The organism is Pseudomonas mangrovi (assembly GCF_003052585.1).
GTDB lineage: Bacteria > Pseudomonadota > Gammaproteobacteria > Pseudomonadales > Pseudomonadaceae > Aquipseudomonas > Aquipseudomonas mangrovi.
This window is the reverse complement of the sequence record NZ_QASN01000002.1, coordinates 373,506-391,813: the sequence shown is the minus strand read 5'-3', so window position 1 is coordinate 391,813 and position 18,308 is coordinate 373,506. Positions and strand designations below refer to the sequence as shown.

The 18,308-nt window shown below is 66.0% G+C and carries 13 protein-coding genes; all 13 read right to left on the bottom strand.

The genetic code is table 11. The features are described 5' to 3' along the window. Positions 1-69: 69 nt before the first annotated feature. The 13 genes from DBO85_RS01850 to DBO85_RS01790 all read right to left on the bottom strand — a co-directional run bounded on the left by DBO85_RS01850 (position 70) and on the right by DBO85_RS01790 (position 18,115). On the bottom strand, positions 70-2,868 hold the full coding sequence (locus DBO85_RS01850; RefSeq protein ID WP_108104716.1) for a hybrid sensor histidine kinase/response regulator: 2,799 nt from the start codon (positions 2,866-2,868) through the stop codon (positions 70-72). Between the two features lie 112 nt (positions 2,869-2,980). Beyond that, positions 2,981-4,270: a phosphoribosylamine--glycine ligase gene (gene purD / locus DBO85_RS01845; RefSeq protein WP_108104714.1), complete on the bottom strand. Its 1,290-nt coding sequence runs from the start codon at positions 4,268-4,270 to the stop codon at positions 2,981-2,983. 214 nt (positions 4,271-4,484) lie between these two features. Continuing rightward, positions 4,485-6,092 carry a bifunctional phosphoribosylaminoimidazolecarboxamide formyltransferase/IMP cyclohydrolase gene (purH, locus tag DBO85_RS01840; protein WP_108104712.1) on the bottom strand — a complete coding sequence of 536 codons (1,608 nt, stop codon included), beginning with the start codon at positions 6,090-6,092 and terminating at the stop codon, positions 4,485-4,487. A gap of 93 nt (positions 6,093-6,185) precedes the next feature. Then, a complete protein-coding gene (gene fis / locus DBO85_RS01835; protein ID WP_108104710.1) occupies positions 6,186-6,506 on the bottom strand; it encodes a DNA-binding transcriptional regulator Fis in 321 nt (106 codons plus the stop codon). Beyond that, positions 6,503-7,516, bottom strand: a complete 1,014-nt coding sequence (gene dusB, locus DBO85_RS01830) for a tRNA dihydrouridine synthase DusB (protein ID WP_108104708.1) — start codon at positions 7,514-7,516, stop codon at positions 6,503-6,505. Before dusB ends, fis begins: the two co-directional genes overlap by 4 nt. Positions 7,517-7,710: 194 nt before the next feature. After that, on the bottom strand, positions 7,711-9,024 hold the full coding sequence (locus tag DBO85_RS01825) for a DUF3426 domain-containing protein (protein WP_108104706.1): 1,314 nt from the start codon (positions 9,022-9,024) through the stop codon (positions 7,711-7,713). A gap of 151 nt (positions 9,025-9,175) precedes the next feature. Further along, positions 9,176-10,054: a 50S ribosomal protein L11 methyltransferase gene (gene prmA / locus DBO85_RS01820; RefSeq protein ID WP_108104704.1), complete on the bottom strand. Its 879-nt coding sequence runs from the start codon at positions 10,052-10,054 to the stop codon at positions 9,176-9,178. Between the two features lie 146 nt (positions 10,055-10,200). Continuing rightward, positions 10,201-11,550: an acetyl-CoA carboxylase biotin carboxylase subunit gene (gene accC / locus DBO85_RS01815; RefSeq protein WP_108104702.1), complete on the bottom strand. Its 1,350-nt coding sequence runs from the start codon at positions 11,548-11,550 to the stop codon at positions 10,201-10,203. 17 nt (positions 11,551-11,567) lie between these two features. After that, positions 11,568-12,026 carry an acetyl-CoA carboxylase biotin carboxyl carrier protein gene (gene accB / locus DBO85_RS01810; protein ID WP_108104700.1) on the bottom strand — a complete coding sequence of 153 codons (459 nt, stop codon included), beginning with the start codon at positions 12,024-12,026 and terminating at the stop codon, positions 11,568-11,570. 25 nt (positions 12,027-12,051) lie between these two features. Further along, positions 12,052-12,501, bottom strand: coding sequence for a type II 3-dehydroquinate dehydratase (gene aroQ, locus DBO85_RS01805; protein ID WP_108104698.1), 450 nt, complete (start codon positions 12,499-12,501; stop codon positions 12,052-12,054). A 126-nt stretch (positions 12,502-12,627) separates the two neighbouring features. Further along, entirely contained in the window at positions 12,628-14,367 is a 1,740-nt protein-coding gene (gene dsbD / locus DBO85_RS01800; protein ID WP_108104696.1) for a protein-disulfide reductase DsbD, read from the bottom strand. A gap of 80 nt (positions 14,368-14,447) precedes the next feature. Continuing rightward, the gene (locus DBO85_RS19630; protein ID WP_407681438.1) at positions 14,448-15,179 is read right to left on the bottom strand and encodes a methyl-accepting chemotaxis protein; all 732 of its coding nucleotides are present in this window, start codon (positions 15,177-15,179) and stop codon (positions 14,448-14,450) included. Positions 15,180-16,498: 1,319 nt separating this feature from the next. Then, entirely contained in the window at positions 16,499-18,115 is a 1,617-nt protein-coding gene (locus DBO85_RS01790; protein ID WP_108104692.1) for a GGDEF domain-containing protein, read from the bottom strand. Between the last annotated feature and the right edge of the window lie 193 nt (positions 18,116-18,308).

The window sequence follows — 18,308 nt, the reverse complement described above, 5'->3', positions numbered from 1 at the left end:
GCGGTGAGGGAGTGCAGGTGCACTGTTCTTGTGCGCGCGACGCGGGGCGGGTGTTCCCGTTTGGTGCGCTCAGGCGCTGGGTGCTTCACCCAGCTCGCGCAGACGGCGCAGCTCGCGCTCGCCGATCCAGTGTTCGAGCACCTCGCGCAGCTGCGACAACTCGACCGGCTTGGCCATGTGGCCATCCATGCCCACTTCGCGGGCGTGCTCCTTGTGCTCGGAGAGAATATGCGCGGTCAGCGCCACGACCGGGGTGCGCGGCTGCTGTTGCCGGGTTTCCCACTCGCGCAGCTGCGCGGTGGCGGAAAAACCGTCGAGCACCGGCATCTCGCAATCCATCAGCACCAGGTCATAGCGGTTCTGCTTGAGGGCCTGCAGGGCCTCTTCGCCGTTGCTCGCGGTGTCCGGCTTGAGGCCGAGCTTGTTGAGCATGCCGCGGATGACCTTGGTCGAGATGCTGTTGTCCTCGGCGACCAGGATGCGAAAGTCTTCCGGTACCTGCAGCGCAGGGGTGGCGTTGGGCTGGACGGTCGGCTGCGGGCGGTGGCCGCGCTGTGCCAGCTCGTCGGCCAGGGTGGTCTTGAGGGTGTAGCCGGCAACCGGCTTGGCGAGGATGCGTTTGATCCCGGCGTTGCGCGAGATGATCTTGCTCGGCGCGTTGCTGATGCCGGTGAGCATGATGATCAGGATGTCGTGGTTCAGGTTCGGGTCGGCCTTGATCTTCGCAGCCAACTGCATGCCGGTCATGCCGGGCATGTCCTGGTCGAGCAGCACCACGTCGAAGAACTCGCCGATATGCGCCTTGGTTCGCAGCAGCGCCAGAGCCTCCTTGCCCGACGGCACCGCGCTGACGTCCACGCCCCAGGCGCCGCACTGCTGTAGCAGCACCTTGCGGCAGGTCTCGTTGTCATCCACCACCAGCAGGCGGGCACCCTGCAACGGGCCGTCCAGATCGGCAGTCGGTTGTTCCAGGCGGCTGCTTTCCAGCGGCAGGGTCAGCCACAGCGTATTGCCCTGGGGGCCGCCGCTCTGCACGCCGAATTCACCGCCCATCAGGCGCACCAGCTGGCGCGCGATGATCAGCCCCAGGCGGCCGCCGAGCTGGGTCGCGGCGAGGAAGTCGCGGCTGTGCAGTTCGGCGGTGAGCAGTGCCTCGCGCTCCTCGGCGTCCAGCGTGCGGCCGCTGTCCTGCACGGCGATGCGCAGGCGCGGTGTGGCCTCGCTGTTGTCCAGCGCCACCACCAGCAGAATCTCGCCTTCCAGGGTCTGCTTGAACGCATTGTCGAGCAGGCTGAGCAGGGTCTGGCGCAGGCGGGTCGGATCGCCGCTGACCACCCGCGGCACTTGCGGCTGCATGAAGCTGATCAGCTCCACCTGTTGCTGCTCGGCCTTGGCGCGGAAGATGTCGAGACAGTCGTCGATCAGCGCGTTGAGGTCGAACTGCACCTCGTCCAGCTCGATCTGCCCGGACTCCAGTTTGGAAATGTCGAGAATCTCGTTGATCAGGGTAAGCAGCTCGTTGCCGGAGCTGTGGATGGTCTCCACGTAGTCACGCTGCTTGGCCGACAGCTGGGTGCCGAGCAGCAGCTCGGTCATCCCCAGCACGCCATTCATCGGCGTACGGATTTCATGGCTGATCTTGGCCAGGAACTCGGCCTTGGCGCGCAGCTCGGCGGAGCTGGCGGCGGCGCTGGTCTTGCGCGCCTGGGCCTCGCGGTCGAGTTGCTGCTGGCGTTCGGCCGCGGCAACGCTGAGGAACATGCCGGCCAGGGTGGCGATGCTGAACACGCCGATCACCAGCCAGCCGGGGTTGAGCTGGTCGAGGCCGAACAGCACCGGGATGAAGATGGCGAAGCCGGCGTTGAACAGCAGCATGCCGAGGGTGACCAGACGTGCCGGGCGATAGCCCTGGCGCCATTGCCAGCCGGCCAGCAGCGGCACGCTGATGGCGGCCAGCAGCACCAGCAGATAGATCAGCCAGCTGTGCCAGAACTCGCCAGTCAGCGCGATCACCAGCGCCAGCAGCGCCACCAGGCCCATCTCGGCGATCACCACGCCTTTCTGCAGGGTGCTGAAGGCCAGCTCGCGCAGACTGAAGAAGCACAGCGTGTAGGAAAGCACCAGCAGCGCGGTGGCAAGGGCGGACAGGTCGGCGATCAGTGACTGGTTGTAGCTCAGGCTCGGCACCCAGACCGCCAGCAGGCCGAGATTGGCGGCGGCGGAGAGGGCCAGTGAGGCATGCATGCCGCCCAGCCAGAGACTGGGCAGAGCCCTGGTATAGATGAAGGCGATGAGGTTGTAGCCCATCAGCAGCAGCAGGCCGCCGAGCAGCGCGCCGAAGACGTAGGCAGGCTTTTCCTGGCTGACCAGCTCGGCTTCGTCGATGGTCTTGAACCAGATCATCAGCGGGTGGTTGGAGGTCAGGCGGAGGTAGAGCGTGCGCTGCTGATTATCGTTGGGCAGCGAGAACAGATAGGCGCGGGCAGGAAGCGGACGCGAGTTGATCGCGCGCGACTCGCCGGTGTGGACCTGCTCCTCAAGGGTGCCCTGCTGCAGCAGGTAGTAGTCGACGTACTGCACGCGCGGCGCGAACATCCACAGCCAGCGGCGTTGCTCGGTCGGCGGAACCTCGACGCGCAACCAGACGGCATGCGAGGCGGCGGGGAAGGTCAGGGCCTTGCGATCCAGCGGCTGGAAACGATTGCTCTGGGCGCGCACGTCGTCCAGCGCCAGCTGCGCGGACTCGTCGATCAGCACCTGCCAGCTTTCCGCGGCAGGTGCAGCCGGTTCCGGCGCCGCGAGTAGCGGCTGACAGAACAGGATCAGCAGGCAGGCAAACAACCCTTTGGCAGTCCTGAGCCAGCGCACGGCAAGTCCCTTTGATGGGTATAAGTGCCCGATTATAGCCACGCACTCGTCCGGGAAGTAACAGGAAAGAAGGCGGCCGCGATGGCCGCCTGCCGTTGCCCGTTTCGACCCTTCAGGACTCGCCGCGTTCGCGGGCGATCGCTCGGTAGCCGATGTCGTTGCGATAGAAGCAACCGTCCCAACTGATCTGCTCGGCCAGGCGATAGGCCTGTTGCTGGGCTTCGGACACCGTGCGACCGATCGCGGTGGCGCAGAGTACCCGACCGCCGGCGGTGACGACCTGGCCATCCTGGAGTGCGGTGCCGGCGTGGAACACCTTGCCGTCCAGCTTGGCGGCTGCATCCAGCCCTTCGATCAGCTGACCCTTGCTGTAGTCGCCCGGATAGCCGCCGGCCGCCAGGACCACGCCGACGGTCGGTCGCGGGTCCCAGGTGGCCTCGACCTTGTCCAGTGCCCTGGCCAGCGCGGCCTCGACCAGCAGCACCAGGGAGGATTCCAGGCGGCACATGATCGGCTGGGTTTCCGGGTCGCCGAAGCGGCAGTTGAACTCGATCACCTTGGGCTTGCCGGCCTTGTCGATCATCAGTCCGGCGTACAGGAAGCCGGTATAGACGTTGCCTTCGCTGGCCATGCCGCGCACGGTCGGATAGATGACTTCGTCCATCACCCGCTGGTGCACCTCGGCGGTGACCACCGGGGCTGGCGAGTAGGCGCCCATGCCGCCGGTGTTCGGGCCGCTGTCGCCGTCACCGACGCGCTTGTGGTCCTGGCTGGTGGCCATCGGCAGCACGTTCTCACCGTCGACCATGACGATGAAGCTGGCTTCCTCACCGTCGAGGAATTCCTCGATCACCACCCGCGAACCGGCGTCACCGAAGGCATTGCCGGCGAGCATGTCGCGCACCGCGTCCTCGGCCTCGCTCAGGGTCATGGCGACGATCACGCCCTTGCCAGCGGCCAGGCCGTCGGCCTTGACCACGATCGGCGCGCCCTTCTCGCGCAGATAGGCCAGCGCCGGCTCGATCTCGGTGAAGTTCTGGTAATCGGCGGTGGGGATCTTGTGGCGGGCGAGGAAGTCCTTGGTGAAGGCCTTGGAGCCTTCCAGCTGCGCGGCGGCGGCGGTGGGGCCGAAGATCGCCAGTCCGCGGGTGCGGAACAGATCGACCACACCCTTCACCAGCGGCGCTTCCGGGCCGACGATGGTCAGCTGCACGTTCTTCTCGGCGAAGTCGGCGAGCTGCTCGACGGCCAGCACGTCGATGGCGACGTTCTCGCACTTGGCCTCGGTGGCGGTGCCGGCATTGCCCGGCGCGACGAAGACCTTGGCGACGCGTGGGTCCTGCGCCACTTTCCAGGCCAGCGCGTGTTCACGACCGCCGCTGCCGATGATCAGTACGTTCATGTTTCTCTCCCCATGGAGGCGGGCCCGAGGCCCGATTGGTGGATGAACACAGCGTCATCCACCCTACGAAAATCTTGGCAACTCAGTGGTAGGTCGCAATGAAGCCGGTAGATGCAAGGCGCCTCGGGTTTCGGCAAGCGCAGTTGCCTGGTGGCAATGAGCATTGGCGGAACCTGAGGCAACACGGCAGATGCCGGTTTCAGTGCGGCCGAAATCAATGCCTAAAGTGGCGCATGCCGGTAAAGACCATGGCGATATTGGCTTCGTCGGCGGCGGCAATGACTTCCGCATCGCGCATCGAGCCACCCGGCTGAATTACTGCGGTGATGCCATTGGCGGCAGCGTTGTCCAGACCGTCGCGGAACGGGAAGAAGGCGTCCGAGGCCATCACCGAGCCGGCCACCTGTAGGCCAGCGTGCTCTGCCTTGATCGCGGCGATGCGCGCGGAGTTGACCCGGCTCATCTGGCCAGCGCCGACGCCGATGGTCTGGCGGCCCTTGGCGTAGACGATGGCATTGGACTTGACGAACTTGGCGACCTTCCAGGCGAACACCAGGTCGTGGATTTCCTGCTCGGTCGGGGCGCGCTGGGTGACGACCTTGAGGTCGGCGGCGGTGATCATGCCGATGTCGCGGCTCTGTACCAGCAGGCCGCCATTGACGCGCTTGAAGTCCCAGCCGGCGGCGCGTTCGGCCGGCCATTCGCCGCACTCCAGCAGGCGCACATTGGCCTTGGCGGCGACCACGTCGCGGGCGGCCTGGGAGACTTTCGGCGCGATGATCACTTCGACGAACTGACGTTCGACGATCGCCTGGGCGGTCGCGCCGTCCAGTTCGCGGTTGAAGGCGATGATGCCGCCGAAGGCCGACTCGGTATCGGTGGCGTAGGCCAGGTCGTAGGCCTTGCGGATGCCGCCTTCCTCGTCGGTGGCCACGGCCACGCCGCACGGGTTGGCGTGCTTGACGATGACGCAGGCCGGCTTGACGAAGCTCTTCACGCACTCCAGCGCGGCGTCGGTGTCGGCCACGTTGTTGAACGACAGTTCCTTGCCCTGCAGCTGCACGGCGGTGGACACGCTGGCTTCGCCGCGCTGGGCCTCGACGTAGAACGCCGCGCTCTGGTGCGGGTTCTCGCCGTAGCGCATTTCCTGGGCCTTGATGAACTGGCTGTTGAAGGTGCGCGGGAAGGCGCCGCGGTCTTCGGTGGACAGGGTGTCGCGGCTCTGGTCGATGGTGCCCAGGTAGTTGGCGATCATGCCGTCGTAGGCCGCGGTGTGCTCGAAGGCTTTCAGGGCCAGGTCGAAACGCTGGGCATAGCTCAGGCCGCCGGCCTTGAGGCTTTCGACGATGCCTGCATAGTCACTGGCGTTGACCACGATGGCCACGTCTTTGTGGTTCTTGGCGGCGGAGCGGACCATGGTCGGGCCGCCGATGTCGATGTTCTCGATGGCGTCGGCCAGGTCACAGCCGGGCTTGGCCACGGTGGCGGCGAAGGGGTAGAGGTTGACCGCGACCAGGTCGATCGGCTTGATGCCGTGCTGCTCCATCACCGCGCCGTCGAGGGTGCGCCGGCCGAGGATGCCGCCGTGGATCTTCGGGTGCAGGGTCTTCACCCGGCCGTCCATCATTTCCGGGAAGCCGGTGTAGTCGGCCACTTCAACCGCGGCTACGCCATTGTCCCTGAGCAGCTTGTAGGTGCCCCCGGTGGAAAGGATCTCGACGCCCAGAGCGACGAGCTCGCGGGCGAATTCGAGAATGCCGGTCTTGTCGGAGACGCTGATCAGCGCGCGGCGGACGGGAAGGCGAAGGGTCTGGTCGGTCATAGCGATTCCATCAGGGGTTAGCCGCAAGCTACGAGCCGCAAGCTGCAAGAGAAAGACACTTCTGCTTGCGGCTTGCGGCTCGTGGCTTGCCGTTCAGAGCAGGTCGTATTGCTTGAGTTTCTTGCGCAGGGTGCCGCGGTTCAGGCCGAGCAGCTCGGAGGCGCGAGTCTGGTTGCCCTTGACGTAGCTCATCACGGTTTCCAGCAGCGGCGCCTCGACCTCGGACAGGACCAGGTTGTAGACGTCGGAAACCGCCTGACCGTCGAGATGGGCAAAGTAGTTGCGCAGCGCCTGCTCCACGCTTCCGCGCAGCGTCTGGCCCTCGACGCTGGGGGTGGTCAGGTGTTGCTTGAGGCTTGAATTGTCGCTCACGGCTACGGTTTCACTCACAAATTGCTTGGTCATCAACGTCATGCTGCAACTTCCTGTAATTTCCCTGCCTGCAGGGCTTCACAACGTTCGGCGAGAAAGGACTGGATCGCATGGGTCTGTGCCTGCTGGTCATCCAGTGCGTTGAACCTGCTGCGGAATTCGCTGGCGCCCGGAAGCGTCGCCAGGTACCAGCTGACATGCTTGCGGGCGATGCGCACACCCATCACGTCGCCGTAGAACTCGTGCAGGGCTGTCACATGGCGCTGCAGAATCGTTTCGATTTCCGCCAGATCCGGCGCCGGCAGGTACTCGCCGGTGCTCAGGTAGTGGGCGATCTCGCGGAATATCCACGGCCGACCCTGGGCGGCGCGGCCGATCAGCAGGCCGTCGGCAGCGGTATGTTCGAGTACCTGGCGGGCCTTCTGCGGCGAGTCGATGTCGCCATTGGCCAGCACGGGAATCGACAGCGCCTGCTTGATCGCGGCGATGGTGTCGTACTCGGCCTGGCCGGTGTAGAGGTCGGCGCGGGTGCGGCCGTGGACGGCCAGGGCCTGGATGCCGGCGTCCTCGGCGATCCGGGCGATGCCGAGTCCGTTGCGGTTGTCGCGATCCCAGCCGGTGCGAATCTTCAGGGTGACGGGTACGTCCACGGCGCGGACCACGGCGTGAAGAATATCCGCCACCAGCGCCTCGTCCTTCATCAGTGCGGAGCCGGCGGCCTTGTTGCAGACCTTCTTCGCCGGGCAGCCCATGTTGATGTCGATGATCTGCGCACCCAGCTCGACGTTGCGGCGGGCGGCGGCGGCGAGCATCTGCGGGTCGCTGCCGGCGATCTGCACCGAGCGCGGCGCCTGTTCGTCGGCATGCACCAGGCGCAGGCTGGTCTTGCGCGTGTCCCACAGGCGGGTATCGCTGGTGACCATTTCAGAGACCGCCATGCCGGCACCCAGGCTGCGGCAGAGCTCGCGGAACGGCCGATCGGTGACGCCGGCCATGGGAGCCAGGATCAGCTGATTGGGCAATTCGTAGGAGCCGATGCGAAGCGTCGCCATAAAGCGTCCCTAGGGTCTGCCTTGTTATTCGAGGGTGCGAAAAAGGGTGGGCATGATACCCGCTCCCGGTGACCGGAGAAAGACTGTTCTGGATAAAATATGTACAGCCTGATGGCGCGGAGCTAGTACGCGCGGAGCGCGCCCGCAGGCCAGAGCCTTGCCCGGGATGTCGGGTGTCTGGGCGCGGGCTCGACCTATTCGGGTGACTGGAAGCTCAGGCTGTAATTGACCGCGCGTGGGCCCGGGTCGAGGATCTCCAGCGAGATGCGGATCGGCGTCTGCGGTGGCATCTCCGACTGGCCGGCCAGTTCTCCAGCAAGATACTGGCTGGGGCGGAAGCGGCCACTGGCGAGCAGTTGGTCATTGATGTCGGCGAAGCGCATCTCCAGCAGCGGAAAGGGCTGGGCGAAGTCGGCGCGGTTGTAGAGGATGGCGTCCACCACCAGCGCCCGGGGATGCTCTGGATGGGCGCGGACCATCAGGTTGCTGCTGCGGATCTGGCTGATGTCCACCTTGGACGGCAGGCTGCAGCCCAACGTCGGGCAGAGCATCTCGAACCAGGGGCGGTACTGGTCCTGGCGCGCCAGCTCCTCGAAGTTGTAGGTCGCGTACTGGGCCAGCAGGCCGGCGGCGGCGAGCAGGTTGAGCAGGCCCCAGCCGATCCAGCGTCCCCAGGGGCGCTTGCGGGTTTCCCAGGTCAGCCGCAATGGCTCGTTGCTCAGGTGCAGCAGGTGATCGTCGTCCTGCAGCGAGGGTTCGCGGCGTTGCGGGTGATCGGGTTCGGTCAGTTCGTCAGAGATCTGCGGCTCGACGACGCTGCCCGGCAATGCGGCCAAATCGATTTCCTCGACGCCTGGCTCCGCTGCATCAGCAGCGGTGGGCTGCGCGACAGCGGCAGCGGGCTCGTCGGTCAGCGCCGTAGGCGGCGCCTTGGGTTGCGCCGCCTCGCGCAGCAGCGCCTCGGCCCAGTCTTCGTCGTGGGGGTCGGTCGGGCCGTCGCCGATTCGCGCACCAAGCATCCGTTCTGCCGGCTTGGGTGCTGCTCCGAGCGAGAGAAACTCGCTGGAAAGCTGCATCTCCTCGCGCTCGAGCTTGGCCAGTTCCTCGTCCAGATCGAGACCGTCGAGGTCCAGGTCATCGTGAATCCACAGCGTTTCATCGGCTGCTTGCGCGGCATCCGCTGGCGGCGACGCTATCTCTGGAGCTGGAGCTGGAGCTGGAGCTGGAGCTGGAGCTGGAGCTGGAGCTGGAGCTGGAGCTGGAGTCGGGCGAACGAGCTGCGCGGCTGCCGGGGGCGCTTCGGTTGTCGCGCCAGGGGCCGGGCGTGGCGTGCTGGCGACCGGCGCTGGCGGATCGGACGGCGGCTCGCCGAGCATGTGCTGGACCGCATTGAAGACGTGCAGGCAGGCTCCGCAGCGAACCGCGCCCTTGGCTGCCCCGAGCTGCGCCTGGTTGACGCGGAAGCTGGTTCGGCAATGCGGGCACTGGGTGACGAGGCTGCTGGTCATGCGCGGGTCCGGGGCGAAGAGGGCGCTAGTCTGAAAGGAGCTGCGGCAAGCTGCAAGCCACAAGCTTCAAGTAACAGTGAAAGCGGGGCGGGAGGTTCGACGGGCGGCGCAGTGGCCGCCGCCGTTGGCCGAGTGCCGCGGCCCGCGCGCGTCAGTGGCGCACGCCGCTGATCCTGACCCAGCCTTCCTGCTCGGCAGTCGGGTCCAGCTCGAACTGCTCGGCGTAGGCCGCGCGGACTTCGTCCGCCTGTTCGGCGAGGATGCCCGACAGCGCCAGCCGCCCGCCCGCACGGACATGACCGCTGATGACCGGCGCCAGTTGCACCAGCGGGCCGGCGAGGATGTTGGCAACCACCACGTCGAACTCAGCGCCAGGCATCTGCGGTGGCAGGTACAGCGGGAAACGCTCGGGCTCGATGCCATTGCGCAAGGCGTTGTCGCGCGAGGCTTCCAGCGCCTGCGGGTCGATGTCGGTGCCCACCGCGCTGGCGGCGCCGAGCAGCAGGCCGGCAATCGCCAGGATGCCGGAGCCGCAGCCGAAGTCGAGCAGGCGACTGCCGGCCAGACTCTGGCCGTCGAGCCACTGCAGGCACAGCGCTGTGGTCGGATGGGTGCCGGTACCGAAGGCCAGTCCGGGGTCGAGCAGCAGATTGACGGCCTCTGGCTCGGGCGCCTGGTGCCAGCTCGGAACTATCCACAGGCGCCGGCCAAAGCGCATCGGCTGGAAGTTGTCCATCCAGCTGCGTTCCCAGTCCTGATCCTCGATGCGCTCCAGGTTGTGCTCAGGCAGGTCGCCGCCAAGCAGGAACTGCAAATGGGCAAGCAGGTTGCTTTCGTCGGTGTCCGCCTCGAACAGCGCCAGCAGGTGGGTATGCGACCACAGCGGCGTGGTGCCCAGGTCCGGCTCGAAGATTGGCTGGTCCTCGGCGTCCATGAAGGTCACCGACACCGCGCCCACCCCGAGCAGGGCGTCCTCGAAACTCTCTGCCTGTTCCGGCGTGATGGCGATGCGCAGTTGTAGCCAGGGCATGGGTGGGGCTCCCGTTGGGAGCAGCTGCAAGCGTCAAGCTTCCTGCTGCAAGAAAAAGAAAGGAGCGGCCGAAGCCGCTCCCTTGGGGTCGCATATCGTACAGCGCGCCGCCTGCGGTTTGCAGAGGGCTGCCGTGCTTGCTCGCTCTAGTGCTTGTCCATGCCCAGCTTCTTCTCGAGGTAGTGGATGTTCACTCCTCCCTTGCAGAAGCCCTTGTCGCGGACCAGGTCGCGGTGCAGCGGCACATTGGTCTTGATGCCGTCGACGATGATCTCGTCGAGCGCGTTGCGCATCCGCGCCAGTGCCTCGTCACGGCTGGCGCCGTAGGTGATGACCTTGCCGATCAGCGAGTCGTAGTGCGGAGGCACGCTGTAGCCGCTGTAGAGGTGCGAGTCGACGCGCACGCCGTTGCCGCCCGGAGCATGGTAGTGCTTCACCTTGCCGGGGCAGGGCATGAAGTTGTCCGGGTCCTCGGCGTTGATCCGGCATTCCAGCGAGTGTCCGCGGATGACCACGTCTTCCTGCTTGAACGACAGCTTGTTGCCGGCGGCGATGCTGAGCATCTCCTTGACGATGTCGATGCCGGTGACCATCTCGGTGACCGGGTGCTCGACCTGCACGCGGGTGTTCATCTCGATGAAGTAGAAACGGCCATCTTCGTAGAGGAACTCGAAGGTACCGGCGCCGCGATAACCGATCTCGATACAGGCGTCGACGCAGCGCTTGAGCACTTCGGCGCGGGCCTTCTCGTCGATGTAGGGAGCGGGCGCTTCCTCGATGACCTTCTGGTGACGCCGCTGCAGCGAGCAGTCGCGATCACCCAGGTGGATGGCGTTGCCCTGGCCGTCGGACAGTACCTGGACTTCGACGTGGCGCGGGTTGCCGAGGAATTTCTCCAGATAGACCATCGGGTTGCCGAAGGCCGATCCGGCTTCGGTGCGGGTCAGCTTGGCCGCGCGGATCAGGTCTTCTTCCTTGTGTACCACGCGCATGCCGCGACCACCGCCACCACCGGCAGCCTTGATGATCACCGGATAGCCGACCTCGCGGGCGATCGCCAGGGCGGTCTCCTCGTCTTCCGGCAACGGGCCGTCGGAGCCCGGCACTGTTGGCACGCCGGCTTTCTTCATGGCGTCCTTGGCGCAGACCTTGTCGCCCATCAGGCGGATGGTGTCGGCGGTCGGACCGATGAAGGTGAAGCCGGATTTCTCCACCTGTTCGGCGAAGTCGGCGTTCTCGGCGAGGAAACCGTAGCCGGGATGGATCGCGGTGGCGCCGGTCACCTCGGCTGCGGCGATGATCGCCGGGATGTGCAGGTAGGATTTCGCGCCTGGTGCGGGGCCGATGCAGACGGCCTCGTCAGCCAGCGACAGGTGCATGAGTTCACGGTCGGCGGACGAATGCACGGCAACCGTCTTGATGCCCATTTCCTTGCAGGCGCGAAGGATGCGCAGGGCGATCTCGCCACGGTTGGCGATCAGTACTTTTTCCAGCATCGCAGGCTCCCGGGACATCAGACGATGGTGAACAGCGGCTGGTCGTACTCAACCGGGTTGCCGTTCTCGACCAGGATGGACTCGATCACGCCGCTGGCATCCGCCTCGATGTGGTTCATCATTTTCATGGCTTCGACGATGCAGAGGATGTCGCCCTTCTTCACACTCTGGCCGACTTCGACGAAGTTGCCCGAGGTCGGCGAAGCGGCGCGGTAGAAGGTGCCGACCATCGGCGAGCGGGAAACGTGGCCGTTGAGCTTGGCGCTCGGCGCTGCTTCGGCGCTGGGCGCTGCAGCGGCGGCTACCGGTGCAGCAGGTGCTGCGACCGGAGCGGGGGCATACATCTGCGGAGCAGCGAAGGTCTGCTTGCCGTGGCGGCTGATGCGCACGGATTCCTCGCCTTCGCGGATTTCCAGTTCGTCGATCCCGGATTCTTCCAGCAGTTCGATCAGCTTCTTGACTTTACGAATGTCCATCTTTGTTCAACTCCCAAGGAAATTGTCAGGGGCGTAGTTGTTCTATCTGTTCCAGGGCCGCGTCCAGCGCCAGGCGGTAGCCGCTGGCGCCGAGACCGCAGATCACCCCTACGGCGATGTCGGAGAAGTAGGAGTGATGACGGAAAGGTTCACGTTTGTGCACGTTGGAGAGATGCACTTCGATGCATGGGATGCTCACCGCCAGCAGCGCGTCACGTAATGCGACACTTGTATGCGTGAAAGCCGCCGGATTGATGATGATGAAGTCCACGCCTTCGCTGCGCGCGGCGTGAATCCTGTCGATCAGCTCATACTCGGCATTGCTCTGCAGGTACAGCAGATGATGGCCGCGCTCGCGTGCGCGCTGCTCCAGATCCTGATTGATCTGGGCCAGGGTGGTGGCGCCGTAGACGCCGGGCTCGCGGCTGCCGAGCAGGTTCAGGTTGGGCCCGTGAAGTACCAGTAGCGTGGCCATTGCATTGTCCTTGGTCGACACATTTCAATGCGGCAGGACTATGCCGGAAAGCGGGAAAGACTGTCCAGTTGTCAGCACGAAACCTGCACGATAGCCACAAGTTGCCCGAGATATGTGACTGCAGGGCTATTTCTGGTCATTTGCATCACGCAGCCGGGCAAGGAAGCCTTTGGCGTCGATCTCGCCGACCACGCGCTGTTCGTGCTGCTCGACCCCCTGCGCATCGAACAGCATCAACGCAGGGGGACCGAACAGCTGATAGCGATCGAGCAGAGCGCGTTGCTCGGCGGTGCTGGCGGTGATGTCGAAGCGCACCAGCCGATAACCGGCGAGCGCGTCGACGACCTCGGCGTTCTGCAGCACCTCGCGCTCGATGACCTTGCAGCTGATGCACCAGTCGGCATACCAGTCCAGCAGCAGCGGCTGACCGGCAGTGCGCGCGGCCAGCAGCTCGGCGTCTAGGCGTGCAGGATTGTCGATGCTCAGCCACTCACCGTGCTGTAGCGGGCCACTCCAGGGCCGCAGGGGGTCGGAGCCGCCTTGCAGTGAACCGTAGGCGGCGGCCAGCGAATAGACGGCCAGCAAGGCGGCGAACAGCAGCGCCAACAGCCGCGCGCTGCCGCTCTGGCGCAGGGCCAGCCGCAACAGCGCAATTGCCACCGCGCCGGCAAGCAGTGCCCAGAGCGCCAGGCTCAGTGGGCCGGGGAGGACGCGTTCGAGCAGCCATACCGAGACCGCCAGCAGCATCACGCCGAAGGCGTTGCGCACCGCGACCATCCAGTTGCCGGCCTTGGGCAGCAGCTTGCCGCCGCCGGTGGCCAGCAGTACCAGCGGGGCGCCCATGCCCAGGCCCAGGGCGAAGAGCTGCAGGCCGCCGCCGAGCGCATCGCCGCTGCTGCTTATATAAAGAAGCGCAGCGGCCAGTGGCGCGGAAACGCAGGGCGAAACCAGCAGGCTGGAGAGTACGCCCAGCAAAGCTGCGCCCCACAACGAGCCGCCGCGGGTGTTGCCGGCGAGACGATCAAGGGGCTCGCTGATGAAGCGTGGCAGGCGCAGTTCGAACAGCCCGAACATGGCCAGGGCAAAAAGCGCGAAGAAGGCGGCGAAGGGCACCAGGATCCAGGGTGACTGCAGCCGTGCCTGCAGATTCAGCTCGGCACCGAAGATGCCCATGAGCGCGCCGAGCAGGGCGAAGCACAGTGCCATCGGCAGCACGTAGGCCAGCGACAGGGTGAAGCCGCGCATGCCGCCGATCTGTCCGCGCAGCACCACACCGGTAAGGATCGGCAGCATCGGCAGTACGCAGGGCGTGAAGGTCAGGCCGAGGCCGGCGAGAAAGAATAGTGCCAGGCTGCCCCAGGCAAGCGAGGTGCTGGCGTCTGTCGGCTTTGCTGCAGGTTCAGGCATGTCGCCCAGTGTCAGTCGGGCGTTTTCCGGTGGATAGCACAGGCCCTTGTCTGCACAGCCCTGGTAACGCACCTGCACCGCCAGTGGCTGGCCCTGGGGATTGTTCAGCGGCAGGCGGATGGTGGTCTCGCCGTAATACACCTCGACCGCACCAAAGTACTCGTCGTGCTTGGGCTCGCCGTCGGGAATCCGCGCATCGCCGGCGGCCAGCTCGGCTGGCTCGATGGAGAAGTCGAAGGCGTGGCGGTACAGGTAGTAACCCGGCGCCGCCTGGAAGCGCACCAGCAGCGAATCGGCGCTTTCCTCGACCAGGCTGACGCGGAAGGCTTCGGCCACCGGCAGGAAGTCGCTGCCGGTGCTGTCGCCGATGCCCGGCAAGGGCGCAGGGCGGCTGTCGAACAGGCTGGCGCTGGCCGGCAGGGTGATCAGGAGCAGCAGAATCGACAGCAGGCGGGACATGGCGGGCTCGCAAGGACAACAAGCCGGCATCATAACCAACTCCCGGCGCCGGCACAGGTGTGCTGCCGTCGCAGGGCGTTTCAGTCCAGCTGCAGGCGCTGCACGCGGCCGTCGAGATGTTCGCCCAGTTGCAGTAGCGCGTCGCCCTGGCTGCGGCTTTCGGCGATCCGCTGCAGGTTGTCTGCACCACGCTGGTGGATGCGCTCGCCATGCTCGCGGATCTCGCTCACCGCCTGGCCCTGCTGGGCGGTCGCCGCCGCGATGCGTTGGGCCATGCCGGCGATCTCGCGAATGCTCGCGACTATCTGGCCGAGCGCGTCGTCGGCCACGCGAGCCTGTTCTGCGGTCTCTTCGGCGTGTGCGACCTGGGCGTGCATGGCCGCCACCGAGCTGCCGGCGGCCTGCTGCAGTCGCTCGATCAGTTGCTGGATCTCGCCGGTGGCGCCCGCGGTGCGCTGCGCCAGCGAGCGGACTTCCTCGGCGACCACCGCGAAACCGCGACCACTTTCACCGGCGCGGGCGGCCTCGATGGCTGCATTCAGCGCCAGCAGGTTGGTCTGCTCGGCGATGCTGCGGATGACGCCGAGGACCTGGCTGATGCCCCTGGTCTCGTCGGCCAGCTGCTCGGTGCTACGGGCGTTGTCGCGGACTTCGTCGACCAGCGCATGCAGACCGGCCAGGCTGCGGTCGATCAGTTGCTGGCCCTGCGCAACCGCCTGGTCCGCCTCGCGGCTGGCGCCCGCCGCCAGGCCGGCGTTTTCGGCGACGGTCTGGATGGTCGACTCCAGCTCGCCGAGGGAGTCGCGAATCATCCGGGTTTCCTCGGCCTGGTGTTCCGCGCCGCCGTGCAGGCCGGCGTTGATTCGTGCCAGGTTGCGTCCGCTGCAGCCGATCTCGCGGGCGTTGTCGCGGATGCTGCCGGCCAGTTCGACGAGAAAGTCGCGCAAGCGGTTCAGCGAGTCGCCGATCTCGCGCAGCTCGCTGATGCGCGAGTCGATCTGCAGCGGCTGGCGGAAATCACCGGCGGCCCAGGCTCCCAGTGCCGGCGCCAGCCTGGCGAGCAGTCCGGCCAGACGCCGCTGGAGTCGATCGATGAGCAACGCGACGAGCAGGATCAGACCGATCATCAGCCCCTGGATCAGGCGCAGTTCGGCCTGGATTCGCGCATGCTCCTCGCGGACCAGCGGCTCCAGCCCCGCCAGCGCCTGCTGCACCTGCGCCACACGGCGGTGAGTTTCGCTGGCGAGCTGACTTCGTTGCTCGACCAGGCTGCGGGTGCGTGCAAGCTCTGCCGGGTAGCGGCGCACCAGGCTATGGAACTCGCGTTTGAGAGCGATACCACGATCCTCGGCGGTGGTCGTCGCGGCGTTGTCGCTGGCGATTCCCAGTAGCGCGGCGAAATCGTTGCTGGCGGCGCTGGCGGCCTGTTCGACGCCGAGCAGGGGCAGTGCGTCAAGCCGGTCGGCGATGGCGGTGAGTGCCTGCAGTTCGCGCTCGACATCCTGGTTCTGGGCGCCCTGGCCGCTGCCGACCAGGCGCGCCCGGGCGTGGGCCAGGCGCTGCAGGTGGCGGGCGGCGTCGAACAGGGGGCGCCGGTATTGCGTTGCCGCCGCCGACTCGGAGGCGTCCGCGTAGCGTGCCAGTTGCGTCAGGCTGTCGCCCATTTCCCGCTCGGCCTGTAGCAGCAGGCCGGCCGGATCGCCGGCAAGCTTGCCGGCGGCCAGCAGTTCGTTGGCGCTGAAGGCGAGCAGTGCCTCCACGCTGGGACGCAGCTCGGTGGCTACACGGGCGGGCAGGGCGTCGCTGCGTTGTTGCAGTGCCGTCAGGCCCTGGCTGGCGGCGCTCTGCTGCAGGGCGTCACCGCTTTCCAGGTAGGCGAGCGTCGGGCGGGCGACTTCCTTCTCGAAGCGCTGGGAGAGCTCGAGGTAGTCGGACATCAGTTGAAAGGGGCGCTGCATGGCGCGTTGCGACCACCACAGGGTGGCGGCTAGGGCCAGGCAGACCCCGATCAGCAGACAGCTGTTGAGATTGGTGAAGGACTTCAGGCGCATGACAGACTCGACCGACTACACAACGGTGAGGCTGTGACCTTATTGCGCGAGGGTTGCAGAAATATGACGGCGTCGCGCGCTCAGTCCGAATAGACCGCAACCTGATTGCGCCCGCCGTTCTTGGCCTGGTACAGCGCGGTATCGGCCTGCTGCGACAGGCTGCTGGCATCGGTTGTGGCATTGAGCTGGGCGATGCCGCAGCTGAAGGTACAGCGCAGGTCCTGTGGCTGGGCCGGGTAGTGGATCTCCGAGAAGCGCTGGCGGATATCGTCGAGCACCCGCGCGGCAGTGGCAGCGTCGGTGTCGGGCAGGATCACGGCAAATTCCTCGCCACCATAGCGGCCGATATGATCGCTCTTGCGCAGGCGCTGCTTGAGAAACAGCGCCAGGCTCTTGATCACCCGGTCGCCCATCGGGTGGCCGTAGCTGTCGTTGACCTTCTTGAAGTGGTCGATGTCGATCATCGCGAAGGTCAGCGGCTCGCCATCGCGGCGCGCGCGCGAGCAGGTGTCTTCGAGCAGCTGCAGGGTGTGGGTGTGGTTGTACAGCCCGGTCAGGCTGTCGCGGACCATGCGCGACTTCAGGTCGCGCGCGCGCGCGGCGCGGTTGCGCACGGTGGAGATCAGGTGACGCGGCTTGATCGGCTTGGTCAGGAAGTCCTCGCCCCCCTCGCTCATGGCGTCGAGCTGCTTCTCCAGATCGTCCTCCGCGGACAGATAGATGATCGGCACGCTGACATAGCGGTCATTGTGGCGAATCACCTTGGCCAGTTCCGGGCCGTTGCACTCGGGCATGTACATGTCGAGGATGATCAGGTCGGGCTGGAAGTCGGCCAGCTCGTCCATGGTCCTGATCGGGTCGATCAGCGTGCGGGTGACCACCCCCGCGCTGTTCAGCACGCGCTCGGTATGGGTCGCCTGGGCGCGCGAGTCGTCGACGATCAGTACCTTGTACGGATCGTAGTGGGCGACCATCGTCAGTTCCTCGACCCGCTCGAGCAGGGTCGAGGCATCCAGGCTGCCGACGAACAGTTCTTCGCCACCGCTGCGCACCACCGCCAGACGGGTTGGCGTGGTCGGTTCCTGTTCGCTGAAGAACAGCAGCGGCAGGCGCTGCTTGAGTCCCTGCTGCAGATCCCGCGCCAGGGCCAGGCCGAGGCCGGGGCCGGCGAAATCGATGTCCATCAGAATCGCCGCCGGATGACGCTCGGCCATCGCCGACTGGAACAGGCCGCTATCCGCCACGACCTGCGCACCGAGGCCGAAGTATTCCAGCTGACGGGCCAGGCGCGAGGCCTTGTCGACGTCCTGCAGGCACAGGTAGACGGGTTTGCGCAGCGGGGGCAGGAAGGTCTGCTCGAGAGTGTCGCTATGCCGCAGACCGGTGCGCGAGAGTCGCTGCATCAACCGGTTCAGTTCGCTGATCAGTGCGCTGGAGAGACGCCCGCGGTTGTCGTCGACGGCGTCCAGGCAGGCGCTGAGGTCGGCGGCCAGCTGAGCATGCTCGGCCTGTTCGAAGCGCTCGGCATAACGCTGCAGGCGCAGCGAGGCGTCGGCCAGCTCGGTCAGGTCGGCGGCTTTCCATTCGCTGTGCTGCAGGCGTTGCCAGACTTCAAGCACCTGGCGCGCCTGATGCGTGACGCGCTGGGCGAAGTGCAGTTTCAAACGGTCGCGGCTGGGGTCTTCTTGTTCTGTCATGGCTCGCGTGTCGAACGGACTTGGACTTTTTCGCGTTGTGCAGAGTCGGTAGACAGTGGCGCAACGCCCTGATCAATAATGATGGCTCTATGCTATCACGCGATCTCGCGTTTCGCGTCGGACCATTGACGTCGATTATGCGTCTTTTATACCTGTTTCTGACATCTTGGGCAGGAACCGGTGCTGGACATGC

Excerpts from the sequence above, each read along its gene's own strand:
- accC (WP_108104702.1), bottom strand. The coding sequence starts at position 11,550 with ATGCTGGAAAAAGTACTGATCGCCAACCGTGGCGAGATCGCCCTGCGC.
- accB (WP_108104700.1), bottom strand. The coding sequence starts at position 12,026 with ATGGACATTCGTAAAGTCAAGAAGCTGATCGAACTGCTGGAAGAATCC.
- fis (WP_108104710.1), bottom strand. The coding sequence starts at position 6,506 with ATGACGTTGATGACCAAGCAATTTGTGAGTGAAACCGTAGCCGTGAGC.
- dsbD (WP_108104696.1), bottom strand. The coding sequence starts at position 14,367 with ATGTCCCGCCTGCTGTCGATTCTGCTGCTCCTGATCACCCTGCCGGCC.
- prmA (WP_108104704.1), bottom strand. The coding sequence starts at position 10,054 with ATGCCCTGGCTACAACTGCGCATCGCCATCACGCCGGAACAGGCAGAG.
- DBO85_RS19630 (WP_407681438.1), bottom strand. The coding sequence starts at position 15,179 with ATGATTCGCGACTCCCTCGGCGAGCTGGAGTCGACCATCCAGACCGTC.
- DBO85_RS01825 (WP_108104706.1), bottom strand. The coding sequence starts at position 9,024 with ATGACCAGCAGCCTCGTCACCCAGTGCCCGCATTGCCGAACCAGCTTC.
- DBO85_RS01790 (WP_108104692.1), bottom strand. The coding sequence starts at position 18,115 with ATGACAGAACAAGAAGACCCCAGCCGCGACCGTTTGAAACTGCACTTC.
- purD (WP_108104714.1), bottom strand. The coding sequence starts at position 4,270 with ATGAACGTACTGATCATCGGCAGCGGCGGTCGTGAACACGCGCTGGCC.
- aroQ (WP_108104698.1), bottom strand. The coding sequence starts at position 12,501 with ATGGCCACGCTACTGGTACTTCACGGGCCCAACCTGAACCTGCTCGGC.
- purH (WP_108104712.1), bottom strand. The coding sequence starts at position 6,092 with ATGACCGACCAGACCCTTCGCCTTCCCGTCCGCCGCGCGCTGATCAGC.
- dusB (WP_108104708.1), bottom strand. The coding sequence starts at position 7,516 with ATGGCGACGCTTCGCATCGGCTCCTACGAATTGCCCAATCAGCTGATC.